This is a genomic window from Herbaspirillum sp. Her2, assembly GCF_057961375.1.
On sequence record NZ_CM176331.1, the window covers coordinates 2,656,529 to 2,669,391 of the forward strand.

Below are 12,863 nucleotides of genomic sequence, written 5' to 3' on the forward strand. Positions count from 1 at the left end.
GCGCTCATGCACGGGCCTCCACCCGCACGCGCGGATCCAGCAATTTGTAGAGCACATCCACCACCAGGTTGATGGTGACGAACATGCAGACGATCACCATCAGGTAAGCCACGATGACCGGACGATCCAGCGCATTGATGCTGTCCAGGATCAGCTTGCCCGCACCGGGCCAGGCAAAGATGCTTTCGGTAACCACCGCAAAGGCAATGGTAGAGCCGAATTCCAGCCCGACCACGGTCACCAGCGGAATGAGCGTATTGCGCAGCACGTACATCAGTACCACGCGTGCCGGCGACAAGCCCTTGGCACGCGCGAACTTCACGTAGTCCATCGGCAGCACCTCACGCACATTGGCGCGGGTGAGGCGAATCACCAGCGAGATCTTGAACAACGACAGGTTGATGGCCGGGAGGATCATGTGCCGCCAGCCATCAGCGGTCAGCCACGACCATTGCACGCCGAACAGTTCGGCAGTCTGGCCGCGTCCGCCCGAAGGCAGCCAGCCCAGCGTGACAGAGAAGGCCATGATCAGCATCAGCCCGATCCAGAAGGTCGGCAGCGAAAAACCGAAGATGCTGGTGGTCATCACCAAGCGCGAGAAGGGATGATCCGGCTTCATGCCAGCAAACAGCCCCAGCGGCACGCCCACTGCCAGGGCCAGCAGCAATGCGGCCACAGCCAGTTCCAGCGTAGCCGGCAGGCGCTGGAAGATCAGCAGGATGGCCGGCGTGTTGTAGACGAAACTGTTGCCCAGGTTGCCGTGCAGCGCGCCATTGAGGAAGGCCAGGTACTGGCGCCACACCGGCTGGTCCAGGCCCAGTTCCTTGATGATGCGCAGGCGGTCCACCTGGTCCACGTCCTGGCCGATCAGGATATCGACCGGGTTGCCGATCATGTGCAGGCCGAAGAAGACGATCACCGTCATCAACAGCACCACCATCAGCGCCTGCAGCACGCTCTTTGCGATGGCCCCACTCATGCGGGCAGCTCCCACGGGGATTCGGTCCACTCGTCGCCTTCCAGTTCCGGTTCTTCATAGGCCTGGATGTTGCGGTAATGGTAGTCGATGTCCTCGCTGTACATCAGCGCGGCAATGCCCTGCGCCAGGCGGTAGGCTCCATCACTGATGGCCGGGATGTCGCCGGAGACCGTGCCATGGCTGGCAGCGGCCGGATAGCAGAAGCAGTGCACACGCTCCAGCCCCGGCAGGCTGCCCGGCGTCTTCTGCTGGAACTCGAACACCGGACCCAGGTAGGGCGAGTCGGCCAGCTCCTGGTCTTCCTCACCGGCAGGCGGGGTGTAACGGTCGCTCCAGTTGAGGACGTGCGGGGCGATGTCCTTGAACTCGCTGCGCAGGCTCCAGTCGATCTTGAAACCGGTGGAGAAGAACAGGAAATCCAGTTCCAGCGGACCACGATTGGTCTGCAGCAACAGCGTCCCATCCGGCTTGACCTCAACGGATTCGATCGCCGTACCCAGCAGGAAGCGGGCATTGGCAAAGCGCGAGACCCGGCGCGTGCTGCCCGAGGGCGGCGGCACTTGCTGGGCGTTGACGTAATGGCGGATGCGCCATTTCCATTCGTCCGGCAGGTGCAGATGGCCGTTGACCAGGCCGGGGCTACCCGCCCCTTTGCCCTTGTTGATGCGCGGCAGGTCCTTGCGTCGGATCAGCAGGTCCACGCGTGCGGCCCCCTCTTCCAGCGCGGTCGCGGCGCTGTCCATGGCCGACGCGCCACCGCCGATCACGCCAACGCGCTTGCCCTTCAGACTGGCGTAGTCGAACAGGTCGGAAGAATGCGCCCAGCGGTCACGTGGCAGTTGCGCCGCCAGCGGCGGCAGGAAGGCACCACCCAGGCCGTCGCGGCCGGTGGCCACCACCACGCGGCGCGCCAGCACGGTCGAAGTACCCGCAGGCGATTGCAGCTGCAGTGCCACGATGCCGTCGGCGCGCGGCTGCACGGCCAGCACGCGGTGCTCGTTACGGATATCGAGCTGCATGACGCGGCGGAACCAGCGCAGGTACTCCATCCATTGCAGGCGCGGGATCTTGTCCAGCGCTTCCCAGGCGTCCAGCCCGAACTGGGCCTCGAACCAGGCGCGGAAGGTCAGCGCCGGGAAGCCCAGCGCCGGGCCGGTCAGGGTCTTGGGGGAACGCAGGGTTTCCATGCGCGCAGTGGTGGCCCAGGGGCCTTCGAAGTCCTTGGGCGACTGGTCATAGATCACATTGGGAATGCCCAGGTGCGACAGCGCCACCGAAGCGGCCATGCCGGCCTGGCCGCCACCGATGATGGCCACGTCGATCACCGGCACGCCGTCGCGCAGGGTGGCCGGGATCCAGGACTTGCCGGGCAGCGCCAGCCATTGCAGGTCCTGGCGTACGCGCGCCTCCAGGGCGGCCAGTCCTTGCGGGGGGGCAACGGAGATCAGGGTCGGTTCGGTGTCGTGCATAGTGCCTCGTCAAAAGCATGAAGAGACGTCGCCGGCACAGGCCAGCGATCGTCTCGATTCGGGTTTTGTGATGCAACGCCCTTCCCGGTTGACGCTGCTTGCTTGGGTTTTACTACACTGCTACTGCGAAATCATTTACAACAATTCATCATGCAGGCTGGCATCGCGCTTGACGAAGCCCTGCAAGGTGCTGCGGGCGGCCTTTTCCACGGCATCGATCAGGCGTTGCGTGACGCCCTCGACCGGCTTGCCATAGGGCGTGACCACGCCAAAATAAAACGGAATCTCCATCGCCAGCCGCTTGACCACCATGCCCTCGATGGGCATGCCATAGGCCGTGGCCGGTTCCACCAACGCCACGCCCAGCCCGGCGCGGGCCGCCATGATGGCATTGAAGGAGGTGTTGGTATCGATGGCGACATCGAGCTGGCTGTCCTCGCCCAATGCGATCTCCACGCGCTGGCGCAGGCGATAGCGGTTGGACATGGTGATGACGCGCTGGCCGCGCAAGGCGGCGCGGGTGAGCTTGTCCTTGCCCGCCAGCGGATGGTCGGCGCGCACCACCGCCACGCAGGGCGCTTCGCCGATCCAGTGCAGATCCAGCCCGCGATGGGCCACCGGCAGCGAGGTCAGCCCCAGGCTGACGGTGCGATGCAGGACCGCATGCACGACCTGCTCGGCCGAGGCGCTGCGCAAATGGACGTGTTCAGGAAAGGCGCGCTCCTTGTCGGCGGCCAGCAATTGCAGGGCCGCCGGGGCGATGGTGGAGGCCAGCGCGGGGGTGGCGACCAGATGGACCGGATGGACTTCTTCACGGGCGATTTCCTGCGCCCGTTCGCGGATGCTGCGCAGGCCCACCAGTGAGCGCTCCACTTCCTCATAGAGCAGGAAGGCCTTGGCCGTGGGCGTGACGCGCGGACCGTTGCGGTCGAACAGGGCGTAGCCCAGCTCGGCCTCCAGTTCGCCGATGGCCTTGCTGACGGCGGGCTGCGAACGGCCCAGGCTGCGGCCGGCACCGGTCACGCTCCCCAGGGTCATTACGGCCGCAAATGCCTCCAGCTGATTCAGATCCATCGAAATCGCATTCCTTGATCAAGGTCCTTGCATATGATTTTCGAATTATAGGTTTGCTTGTATTCTATTTCAGTATAATAATTTTGTATAAGCAAATGTAGGAGGTGGCATGTGACCGGGAATCCCGCTGCCCTCCTGTCTTGCGGCCTGGCCGATCGGGATGCCTGCGGGCAATTTTCGAAAATCGTATATACAAATGAGCGCAAAGTCGTTTTCCAAATAAGGTAACCGGCGTTACTGTAGATACCGGCCTCAGGCCACCCTGCTCAATTGGAACCCTCTGGACTCTCCGGAACACCGTCATGAACGCCCCTGCTCCCTGTCGCCCGCCGGCCGATATTCGCTTCCCCATCTACCTGGACTATGGCGCTACCACGCCGGTCGATCCGCACGTGGCGCGTGTCATGTGCGACTTCCTCACCGAGAAATTCGGCAATGCGGCCAGCAGCTCCCATCCCTTTGGCTGGGAAGCACGGCGCGCGGTGGACAAGGCGCGTTCCCAGGTGGCCGGCCTGGTCGGTGCCCGCCCCGATGAAATCATCTGGACCTCGGGCGCGACCGAATCCAACAACCTCGCCCTGAAAGGCTGTGCCCACGCGCTGCGCGCGCAGGGGCGCGGCAAGCACCTCATCACGGTGGCCACCGAGCACAAGGCCGTGCTGGACACCATGCATACGCTGGAAAAGTCCGGCTTCGAGGTCACCTACCTGCAGCCCGGTGCCGATGGCCTCATCACGCCGGCCCAGTTCCGTGCGGCATTGCGTCCGGACACGCTGCTGGCCTCGGTGATGTATGTCAACAACGAGATCGGCGTGATACAGCCCATTGCCGAGCTGGGTGAACTGTGTGCCGGGCACGGTGTGGTCTTTCACGTCGATGCGGTGCAGGCGGCCGGCAAGATCGCCATCGACCTGCAGCAGCTGAAGGTCGACCTGATGTCCTTCTCGGCGCACAAGGTCTATGGTCCCAAGGGCATAGGCGCGCTGTATGTACGGCACAATCCGGCACTGAAGCTGGAAGCCCAGATCGACGGCGGCGGCCATGAGAACGGCATGCGCTCCGGCACCCTGGCCACGCACCAGATCGTGGGCATGGGCGAAGCCTTTGCCCTGGCCGGCGACTTGCTGGAAGAAGAAGGACGCCGCATCCGCGCCCTGCGTGACCGGCTCTGGTCCGGCCTGGCGGACCTGCCGGGCGTGCAGTTGAATGGCAGCGCCGAGGCGCGCGTGCCGCACAACCTCAACGTGAGCTTCCCGCCCACGCGCTACGGCACGCTGGGCAGCCAGTTGCTGGGCATTGCGGTGTCGGCCGGTTCAGCCTGCAATTCGGCGGCTTCCGCGCCCTCCTTCGTGCTGCTGGCCATCGGCCGTTCGCCCGACGTGGCACGCAATGCCGTGCGTTTTTCGCTGGGGCGCGGCACGACCGAGGCCGAGATCGATTACGTCGTGGCCACCGTGCGGCAGGTGCTGGCGCATGAGGTCGAGACGGAATTGCTGGCGGCGCATTGAATCGGATGGGGCGGCGAGCTTAGTTTTCAGACAAGGTGTGCGCCAGCCCCGTCATTCCCGATTGTTAGGTTTCAACTAGCTTTTTCTCTCATAAGCTAAGAACTTTTTATAAGTTCTCACGTGGGTCACGCCCGGTTAGACTCGGGGCCGTTTCCTTAGAACTGACCAACGTGATTCGCATCGAGCAACTCCACAAGACTTACCGTGCCGGCCAGCGCGACATCATCGCGCTGCAGGACATCAACCTGGACATCGCCCAGGGAGAGATCTTCGGCATCATCGGCCGCTCCGGCGCCGGCAAGAGTACCCTGATCCGCACCCTCAACGTCCTCGAACGCCCCGACAGCGGGCGCGTCCTCATCGACGGCGAAGACATCACCGGCCTGGGCCATGAAGCCCTGCTCGGCCTGCGCCAGCGCGTGGGCATGATCTTCCAGCATTTCAACCTGCTCAACGCCAAGACGGTGGCGCAGAACATCGACTGGCCCCTCAAGATTACCGGCCGCTACACGCGCGAGCAGCGCGCCGCGCGCGTGACTGAACTGCTGGCGCTGGTGGGCCTGGACGCACACCGCGACCAGTATCCGACGCAATTGTCGGGCGGCCAGAAGCAGCGCGTGGGCATCGCCCGGGCACTGGCCAACTCGCCGCGCCTGCTGCTGTGCGACGAAGCCACCTCGGCGCTGGACCCGGAGACCACCCAGTCCATCCTGCGCCTGCTGCTGGACATCAACCGCAAGCTGGGCCTGACCATCGTGCTGATCACGCACGAGATGGAAGTCATCCGCAGCATCTGCGACCGCGTCGCCGTGCTGGACCAGGGCGCGGTGGCCGAACAGGGCCGCGTGGTCGACATCTTCCTGCGCCCGCAGCATGCCGTGACGCGTTCGCTGCTGGCCGAAAGCCACGCCTGGGATGCCAGCGATACGCTCTACCAGCGCCGCCCTGATGGCGCGCTGGTGCGCCTGACCTATGCTGGTGAAGTGGCGGCACAACCCATCCTGTCGCAACTGACGGCGGCGACCACCGCGCTGGCCACCATCGTGCGCGGCACCGTCTCGCGCATCAAGGACATGCCCTACGGGCAATTGCTGGTCGAATTCTCCGGCGGTGACGAAGCCGTCGCACAAGTCCTGGCGCGCTTGCGTGACTCCGGCATCGATCATGAGGTGCTGGCATGAGCGCGCTGTCTTCCCTGTCTGCCCTGGCGGGCCAGATCGACCTGTCGGTCATCGACTGGAGCGAGGTCGGCTACGCCACCGTGGAAACCCTCGCCATGACTGGCGGCTCGCTGTTCTTCACGGTCTTGCTGGGACTGCCGCTGGGCATCCTGCTGTTCCTGACCAACCGCGGCCAGTTGCTGGAACAACGTGGGCTGTACTGGGTGCTGTCGCTGGTGGTCAACGTGCTGCGCTCGGTGCCCTTCCTGATTTTGCTGATCCTGCTGATCCCCTTCACGCTGTGGCTGGTGGGCACCTCGCTGGGCGTGACCGGCGCCATTCCGCCGCTGGTGATCGGTACGGCCCCCTTCTTTGCCCGCCTGACCGAAAGCGTGCTGCGCGAAATCGACCGCGGCATTCTCGAAGCCTGTACCGCCATGGGGGCGCGGCGGCGTCAGATCATTTTTGGCGCGCTTTTGCCCGAAGCCCTGCCGGGCTTGCTGGCGGCGGTGACCATCACCGCGATCACCCTGATGTCGTATGCCGCGATGTCGGGCGTGATCGGTGGCGGCGGCCTGGGCGACCTGGCCATTCGCTATGGCTACCAGCGCTTCCAGACCGAAGTGATGGTGGTCACGGTGGCCATCCTGGTGGTGCTGGTGCAGTTGCTGCAGTTCTTTGGCGACCGCCTGGTGCTGCGCTTCACCCGCAAGTAAGGCAGTAACGAACGGCAGTCCATGTTTTTCCGGGTGCGATCCCCACGAGGGGCGCTCCCACACCACGTCAACCGACGTTCAATCAATAGTCATTACAAAAGAATGGAGAGAACCATGATCCGCAAACTGATCCCTCACCTGGTGGCCGGTGCCGCCCTGGCCTTCAGCGTTGGCGCCCACGCCGCCGACAAGCTGGTGATTGCCGCCACACCCGTGCCGCATGCCGAGATCCTGGAACACATCAAGCCGGCCCTGGCCAAGGAAGGCATTGAACTGCAGGTCAAGGTCTTCACCGACTACATCCAGCCGGCCGCGCAGACCAACGAGAAGCAGGTCGATGGCAACTTCTTCCTGCACCAGCCCTATCTGGACCAGTTCAAGAAGAGCCACAAGAACGACATCGAAGTGCCGGTAGCCAAGGTCCACGTCGAGCCCTTCGCCGCCTACTCGCAGAAGTTCAAGAAGGTCGCCGACATTCCTGACGGTGCCACCATCGCCATCCCCAATGATCCGTCCAACTCGGGCCGTGCCCTGCTGCTGCTGGCCCGCAATGGCCTGATCAAGCTCAAGGACAGCTCCAACATTTCCTCGACCCAGAAGGACATCGTGGAAAACCCCAAGAAGCTGAAGTTCCGCGCCCTGGAAGCGGCCACCCTGCCGCGCGTGCTGAACCAGGTCGACGTCGCCCTGATCAACACCAACTATGCGCTGGAAGCCAAGCTGAACCCGGTCAAGGATTCGCTGTTCATCGAAGATGCGAACTCGCCCTATGCCAACCTGCTGGTGGCGCGTGAAGACAACAAGGACAGCGCCGCCATCAAGAAGCTGGCCGCCGCCTTGAATACCCCGGACGTGAAGAAGTTCATCGAAGAGAAGTACAAGGGCGCAGTCGTTCCGGCCTTCTGATGCACTCGGGCAGACTGCACCGTCTCCCTGTCACACCGCCGGTGTGTCCCGCAGCGCCGGGACCACCGCAGAAGCGTGCATAGCGCCAGGCCGGTGTGTTTTACTGCAAGCCACGGAGTGATCCGTGGCTTTTTTTCGAACTCTGTCGGCGTAATTCAATGCGAGGTTCCACCAGAATTGCGGATCGATATCGAAAAACGCGCCCAGCTGACGGGCGATTTCCTCCGTGCTCTCGGCCCGGCCTTGCACCAGGTCTTCCAGATGTGTTGCGGTGATACCGAGATGCGCAGCGAGCTGCACCCTATCCAGTTGCATTGGCTCGATGAATTCCTCCATCAGGATTTCGCCGGGATGAATCTCTTCAAGTATGTTGTTCATGGCAGCGATGTGAATGACGTGGGTTAACGATTCCGTATCAGAGTCCGGATTTTTAACATCACTTCTACCGTCACCACTTCAAGCAGGCTTGATCACCGTGCGGTCATCGAAAAACCTGGAGCGCTCGTCTCACGACTTATCACTCACTGAGACAGGCGCAAACTTGGTGAACCCCCGCCCCAAGATCGCCCCTCCCCGCCCCGCCATCAGCCAGTCCCGATCGGCATGACGCCATGCCGGATCAGCATCGCCCGCATCCATGCAGCCCGCGTGCACGCTCGACCATCGTCAGTCTTCTCAGTAGCCGCACGCCTGCTGGCATGGTCATTGCAAACCCGCCCGGCACGATACAGTCCATTCAACGAAAGGGATCACATGAAATTTGCCAAACCGGTGCTCGCCGTCTCGCTGGCCCTGCTGGGCCTGTCCACCCAAGTCGCGCAGGCGGATGCACTGGCCGATATCCAGAAGGCGGGCACGGTGCGCATCGCCGTGCCGCAGGACTTCGCCCCCTTCGGTTCGGTGACCTCCGACCTGCAGCTGCAAGGGCTGGATATCGACGTGGCCAAGCTGATCGCGCAGAAGATGGGCGTCAAGGTGCAGCTGGTGCCGGTGGCCAGCGCCAACCGCATCGCCTACCTGCAGACGCACAAGGCTGATCTGGTCATCTCCACCCTCGGCAAGAACGCCGAGCGCGAAAAGGTGATCGATTTCTCGCAATCCTATGCGCCCTACAACAACAGCGTCTTCGGGGTGGCCTCGGTACAGGTAAGCGGTCCGGCCGATCTGGCAGGCAAGACCGTGGGCGTGGCACGTGGCACCTTCCAGGATCTGCAGCTCACCGATACCGCCCCGAAGAGCGCCACCATCAAACGCTACGAGGACAACAATGCCATGATCTCGGCCTATGTCTCCGGCCAGGTGCAACTGGTCGGCACGGGCGATTTCGTCGCCTATGCACTGGCGGAGAAGGCACCGGGCAACAAGCCCGTGCTCAAGTACATCATCAATGAATCGAGCTGCAGCGTCGGACTCAACAAGGGCGAAGCCGCCCTGCTCGGCAAGGTCAATGAGGTCCTCACGGCAGCCAAGAAAAGCGGCGAACTCAATGCCATCGTGCAGAAATGGCTGAACGTCCCCTTACCCGCCAAAATGGCCACTACCTTCCAGTAAGCAAAACGGCCCGCACTTCGATGCGGGCCGTTCACTGAGGGATGACTGCTTACTGGTAAGTGGTCGCCATCTTCTCCGGCAGCGGCACGTTGAGCCACTTCTTGACGATGCCGTTGAGCTCCCCGCTCTTCTTGGAGGCGGTCAGCGCTTCGTTGACCTTGGCCATGAGCGCCGGCTCTCCCTTGTTCATGCCCACATAGCAGGTCGAGACGTTGATGATGTACTTCAGCAGCGGCTTGTTGTTGGGGGTCTTCTCCGCCAGCGCATAGGCCACGAAGTCGCCCGTACCAACGATCTGCACCTGGCCCGAGACATAGGCCGAGATCAGGCCATTGTTGTCTTCATAGCGCTTGATGACCGTGCTCTTGGGCACGCTGTCGGTCAGCATCAGGTCCTCGAAGGTGGAGCGGGCGACCCCGACAGTCTGGTTGGCCAGGTCGGCCGGGCCGGCAACCTTGATCGCGGCCACGCCGAAGACGCTGTTGTTGTAGGGCGCATAGCCCTGCGAGAAATCGATCACCTTTTCGCGCTCGGCATTCTTGCCCAGCGTGGAAATGATGAGATCGATCTTGTGCGTCTGCAGGAAAGCCATGCGGCTGGAGATCGGTACCGGCACCAGCTCGGCCTTCACGCCCAGCCCCTTGGCCACCAGCTTGGCCACATCGATGTCCAGGCCCTGCAGCTGCAGGTCGGACGTGACCGAGCCATAGGGCGCAAAGTCCTGCGGCACACCGATCTTGACCACACCGGCTTTCTGGATGTCAGCCAGGTTGTCGGCACAGGCGGTACCGGTGAGGGTGGCCAGAGCGGCCAGGGCGAGGATGGTCTTGACGAACTTCATGAGGGTTCCCTTGTTGTCGTGGATGTCGGACGTGGCGTGCAAAAACGGGGCAGCGTACAAACACTTAGAAAATCACGCGATTGACTGTGCGCGCATTCCGGGGCCGTTGCTCAGGAGCAGGACCGCCAGCATGCCATCCGGACTCTGCAAGGAGCATGCCAGCCGCCGGGGGCTGGTGTAAATCATTTCCATGACCGGACTCTGCCCCGGAACTTTGATATCGCTCCGGATATCAGTCAGCGTACTGCATCAAGTTATAAGGTTTCCGAAAACAAGCATGCGAGGTCTGCATGCCCCCCCAATGCGCGTCCCCCGAGCGAAAGCCGGAACACAAGCCCATCCGCTGCAGGAATGATAGCGGTACAAAATCTAAGCATTGCGGAACCTGTCCACAAGGGCAAACCTTTAGAAATTCGCTTGACACGATCTCCAAGCAGGAATAAAAAGCGGGGGCATCGTCGCTGTTGCGATCCCGCCAAAGATCAGCCTCAGTATTCCCGCCTGATAAGAGCGGCCAGATAAAAATCGTAAAATCGAAGAAATAAGTTCTTCTGTCTTTACGATCAAAGTTATATTGCCGCAGGCACTCTACCAACGTCATTCCAGACCAATCACAAGGGAGATACCCATGCCCAAGCGTTCCAAGACCATCGAGCCCGTCGTGGTAGTTCCGCCGCAGTTCCTGACCGAGCCGGATGGCTTCCTCAACGTCCCGGTGAGCCGCAAGACCCGCGATCACATCCATCACCTCAAGAAGAGCATGCGCGTCTCCAGCCAGGCGGAAGTGATCGAAAAAGCCGTCGCCATCGTGCGCGCCATCGACCTGGCGGCCAAGGGCGAACTGCCCGACAACTGATGCATCCTGGCCGCAACCGGTCCCGGTTGCGGCTTTCTCGCCCATTCCTTTCCTCATTCCGTTTCGGGCGATGGCGCGTGATCGGCGTCCTTCACCCATAAAAAAAGCTGCCCGATATCTGGACAGCTTTCCTGGGGCTTAGGCGGCCTGAGCCGTCCCGGCGCCTTATCCCTACGCACCCCTGGCCTGCTGTGGCAAGCGGAAGACGGCCACTTTCTCGGCCAGTTCGGCGGCCTGTCCCTGCATGGAGCGTGAAGCGGCGGCCGCCTCCTCGACCAGCGCCGCATTCTGCTGGGTAACCTCATCCATCTGCGCCACGGCCTGGTGTACCTGCTCGATGCCGGCGCGCTGCTCTTCACCGGCGGCGCTGATCTGGCCGATGATGGTATTGACCTGGGCCACGCTCTGCACGATCTCATCCATGGTCTGGCCGGCCTTCTTGACCAGTTGCGCACCCGAGTCGACCTTCTCCACAGAGTCGCCGATGAGGACCTTGATCTCCTTGGCGGCCGCCGCCGAACGCTGGGCCAGGCTGCGCACTTCGGTAGCGACCACGGCAAAGCCGCGTCCCTGCTCGCCTGCACGTGCCGCTTCCACCGCGGCGTTGAGCGCCAGGATGTTGGTCTGGAAGGCAATGCCGTCGATCACGCCGATGATGTCCACGATCTTGCGGGCGGAGGCATCGATGGCATCCATGGTGCTGACCACGTCGCCGACGATCTCACCGCCCTGCCCGGCGATGTGCGAGGCGGCTTGTGCCATTTCCGCGGCCTGGCGGGCATTGGCGCTGTTCTGCTGGACGGTGGAAGTCAGTTCCTCCATCGAGGAAGCGGTTTCTTCCAGCGAACTGGCCTGGTGTTCGGTGCGGGCCGACAGGTCCTGGTTACCGGCAGCGATTTCCTGCGACGCGGTGGCGATGGTATCGGCACCGGTGCGCACGTTGGAAACGATGTCGACCAGTGACGTATTCATCTCGCGCAACGCACCGAGCAGGTCGCCGGTTTCATCCGGTGCGCTGTCGGTGATGGTCTTGGTCAGGTCGCCATTGGCGACCTTGCGGGCCGCATCGACGGCATCGGCCATGGGTACGGTGATGGAGCGGCTGATGGCCAGTGCAGCGATCAGGCCCAGCAGAATCGCCACCGCTGCCGAGACGCCGAGGATAGTTGCAGAAGTAACGTAAGTCGCATGGGCGGCCTCGGTGGCCGTGCGCATCTGTCCTTCAAACAGAGTGACCAGTTGCTGCAGTGTTGCCAGCAGTTCTCCTTGGGTCTTGTAGCGCGGACCGAACAGCAGGCGCTGCCCTTCGATGTTCTGGTTCTTCAGACCAAGGGCCACCACATCACCCGTGAAAGCGAAATACGCCTTGCTTTGCTCCTCGGTCAAGGCAGCAAGACGGCGGCCCTCGTCGGTCACCACGTGGGTGCGGACAAATTCGAGCGCCTTCTGGAATTCCGCCAGGTCCTTGTCGATGGACTGCTTGTTACTGGCCATCTGCGCATCATCTTCCAGGATGATGACGTTGCGCGCGGAACGGGCGATATTCATCATCAGGTACTGCATCTTCTGGGCCGCATTGACCTTGGGATAAATGTCACCGCTCAGTTGGGACGAGGTAGTGTCCAGCGAAGACATGCGAGTGATGCCGATGAAGGTGATGATCACCAGCAACAGCAGGAGGGCGGCAAAGCCCGCAGCCAGGCGGGGGCCAAGGCGGAGACGGCGGAGAGGATTCATGTGGATTGTGAAGTAAGAAGAGTCGAGGCCGGCGGGGGTACCGGTGCCGGAATGATAATCCTGCCG

General features: G+C 62.5%; 12 protein-coding genes. 6 read left to right on the forward strand and 6 right to left on the reverse strand.

The window, feature by feature from the left end; genetic code table 11:
• Nucleotides 1–4: 4 nt before the first annotated feature.
• The 3 genes from ACWHXP_RS12130 to ACWHXP_RS12140 all read right to left on the reverse strand — a co-directional run bounded on the left by ACWHXP_RS12130 (nt 5) and on the right by ACWHXP_RS12140 (nt 3,522).
• Entirely contained in the window at nt 5–979 is a 975-nt protein-coding gene (locus tag ACWHXP_RS12130) for an ABC transporter permease (protein ID WP_039786022.1), read from the reverse strand.
• Nucleotides 976–2,448, reverse strand: a complete 1,473-nt coding sequence (locus ACWHXP_RS12135) for an NAD(P)-binding domain-containing protein (protein WP_489633766.1) — start codon at nt 2,446–2,448, stop codon at nt 976–978. The genes ACWHXP_RS12130 and ACWHXP_RS12135 overlap by 4 nt, the downstream gene beginning before the upstream one ends.
• Before the next feature lie 135 nt (nt 2,449–2,583).
• Nucleotides 2,584–3,522: a LysR family transcriptional regulator gene (locus ACWHXP_RS12140; RefSeq protein WP_489633765.1), complete on the reverse strand. Its 939-nt coding sequence runs from the start codon at nt 3,520–3,522 to the stop codon at nt 2,584–2,586.
• 302 nt (nt 3,523–3,824) lie between these two features.
• On the opposite strand from ACWHXP_RS12140, the gene ACWHXP_RS12145 reads away from it, so the two are divergent.
• The 4 genes from ACWHXP_RS12145 to ACWHXP_RS12160 all read left to right on the forward strand — a co-directional run bounded on the left by ACWHXP_RS12145 (nt 3,825) and on the right by ACWHXP_RS12160 (nt 7,812).
• Nucleotides 3,825–5,030: an aminotransferase class V-fold PLP-dependent enzyme gene (locus ACWHXP_RS12145; RefSeq protein ID WP_489633764.1), complete on the forward strand. Its 1,206-nt coding sequence runs from the start codon at nt 3,825–3,827 to the stop codon at nt 5,028–5,030.
• Between the two features lie 170 nt (nt 5,031–5,200).
• The gene (locus ACWHXP_RS12150; RefSeq protein WP_489633763.1) at nt 5,201–6,211 is read left to right on the forward strand and encodes a methionine ABC transporter ATP-binding protein; all 1,011 of its coding nucleotides are present in this window, start codon (nt 5,201–5,203) and stop codon (nt 6,209–6,211) included.
• Nucleotides 6,208–6,906 carry a methionine ABC transporter permease gene (locus ACWHXP_RS12155; RefSeq protein WP_489633762.1) on the forward strand — a complete coding sequence of 233 codons (699 nt, stop codon included), beginning with the start codon at nt 6,208–6,210 and terminating at the stop codon, nt 6,904–6,906. Before ACWHXP_RS12150 ends, ACWHXP_RS12155 begins: the two co-directional genes overlap by 4 nt.
• Nucleotides 6,907–7,020: 114 nt before the next feature.
• Nucleotides 7,021–7,812, forward strand: coding sequence for a MetQ/NlpA family ABC transporter substrate-binding protein (locus ACWHXP_RS12160; protein WP_100245605.1), 792 nt, complete (start codon nt 7,021–7,023; stop codon nt 7,810–7,812).
• 30 nt (nt 7,813–7,842) lie between these two features.
• Here ACWHXP_RS12160 and ACWHXP_RS12165 read toward each other — a convergent pair whose 3' ends face one another.
• Nucleotides 7,843–8,190 (reverse strand): HigA family addiction module antitoxin, encoded by a 348-nt coding sequence (locus ACWHXP_RS12165; protein ID WP_489633761.1) that lies wholly within the window; start codon nt 8,188–8,190, stop codon nt 7,843–7,845.
• 375 nt (nt 8,191–8,565) lie between these two features.
• Between ACWHXP_RS12165 and ACWHXP_RS12170 the strand changes: the two genes are divergently transcribed.
• The gene (locus ACWHXP_RS12170) at nt 8,566–9,363 is read left to right on the forward strand and encodes a transporter substrate-binding domain-containing protein (RefSeq protein WP_034339564.1); all 798 of its coding nucleotides are present in this window, start codon (nt 8,566–8,568) and stop codon (nt 9,361–9,363) included.
• A 49-nt stretch (nt 9,364–9,412) separates the two neighbouring features.
• On the opposite strand, the gene ACWHXP_RS12175 is transcribed toward ACWHXP_RS12170, so the two are convergent.
• Nucleotides 9,413–10,204, reverse strand: a complete 792-nt coding sequence (locus ACWHXP_RS12175; RefSeq protein ID WP_134134890.1) for a transporter substrate-binding domain-containing protein — start codon at nt 10,202–10,204, stop codon at nt 9,413–9,415.
• A gap of 628 nt (nt 10,205–10,832) precedes the next feature.
• Here ACWHXP_RS12175 and ACWHXP_RS12180 point away from each other — a divergent pair.
• Complete coding sequence (locus tag ACWHXP_RS12180; protein ID WP_034339550.1) at nt 10,833–11,060, forward strand: hypothetical protein; 228 nt, start codon at nt 10,833–10,835, stop codon at nt 11,058–11,060.
• Nucleotides 11,061–11,231: 171 nt separating this feature from the next.
• Here the strand turns inward: ACWHXP_RS12180 and ACWHXP_RS12185 are convergent, their stop codons facing one another.
• Nucleotides 11,232–12,797: a methyl-accepting chemotaxis protein gene (locus ACWHXP_RS12185; RefSeq protein WP_489625103.1), complete on the reverse strand. Its 1,566-nt coding sequence runs from the start codon at nt 12,795–12,797 to the stop codon at nt 11,232–11,234.
• Nucleotides 12,798–12,863: the final 66 nt, after the last annotated feature.

Bases quoted from the DNA above. Each gene is read 5' to 3' on its own strand.
- ACWHXP_RS12130 (WP_039786022.1), bottom strand. From the start codon at position 979: ATGAGTGGGGCCATCGCAAAGAGCGTGCTGCAGGCGCTGATGGTGGTG.
- ACWHXP_RS12135 (WP_489633766.1), bottom strand. From the start codon at position 2,448: ATGCACGACACCGAACCGACCCTGATCTCCGTTGCCCCCCCGCAAGGA.
- ACWHXP_RS12140 (WP_489633765.1), bottom strand. From the start codon at position 3,522: ATGGATCTGAATCAGCTGGAGGCATTTGCGGCCGTAATGACCCTGGGG.
- ACWHXP_RS12145 (WP_489633764.1), top strand. From the start codon at position 3,825: ATGAACGCCCCTGCTCCCTGTCGCCCGCCGGCCGATATTCGCTTCCCC.
- ACWHXP_RS12155 (WP_489633762.1), top strand. From the start codon at position 6,208: ATGAGCGCGCTGTCTTCCCTGTCTGCCCTGGCGGGCCAGATCGACCTG.
- ACWHXP_RS12160 (WP_100245605.1), top strand. From the start codon at position 7,021: ATGATCCGCAAACTGATCCCTCACCTGGTGGCCGGTGCCGCCCTGGCC.
- ACWHXP_RS12165 (WP_489633761.1), bottom strand. From the start codon at position 8,190: ATGAACAACATACTTGAAGAGATTCATCCCGGCGAAATCCTGATGGAG.
- ACWHXP_RS12170 (WP_034339564.1), top strand. From the start codon at position 8,566: ATGAAATTTGCCAAACCGGTGCTCGCCGTCTCGCTGGCCCTGCTGGGC.
- ACWHXP_RS12175 (WP_134134890.1), bottom strand. From the start codon at position 10,204: ATGAAGTTCGTCAAGACCATCCTCGCCCTGGCCGCTCTGGCCACCCTC.
- ACWHXP_RS12180 (WP_034339550.1), top strand. From the start codon at position 10,833: ATGCCCAAGCGTTCCAAGACCATCGAGCCCGTCGTGGTAGTTCCGCCG.
- ACWHXP_RS12185 (WP_489625103.1), bottom strand. From the start codon at position 12,797: ATGAATCCTCTCCGCCGTCTCCGCCTTGGCCCCCGCCTGGCTGCGGGC.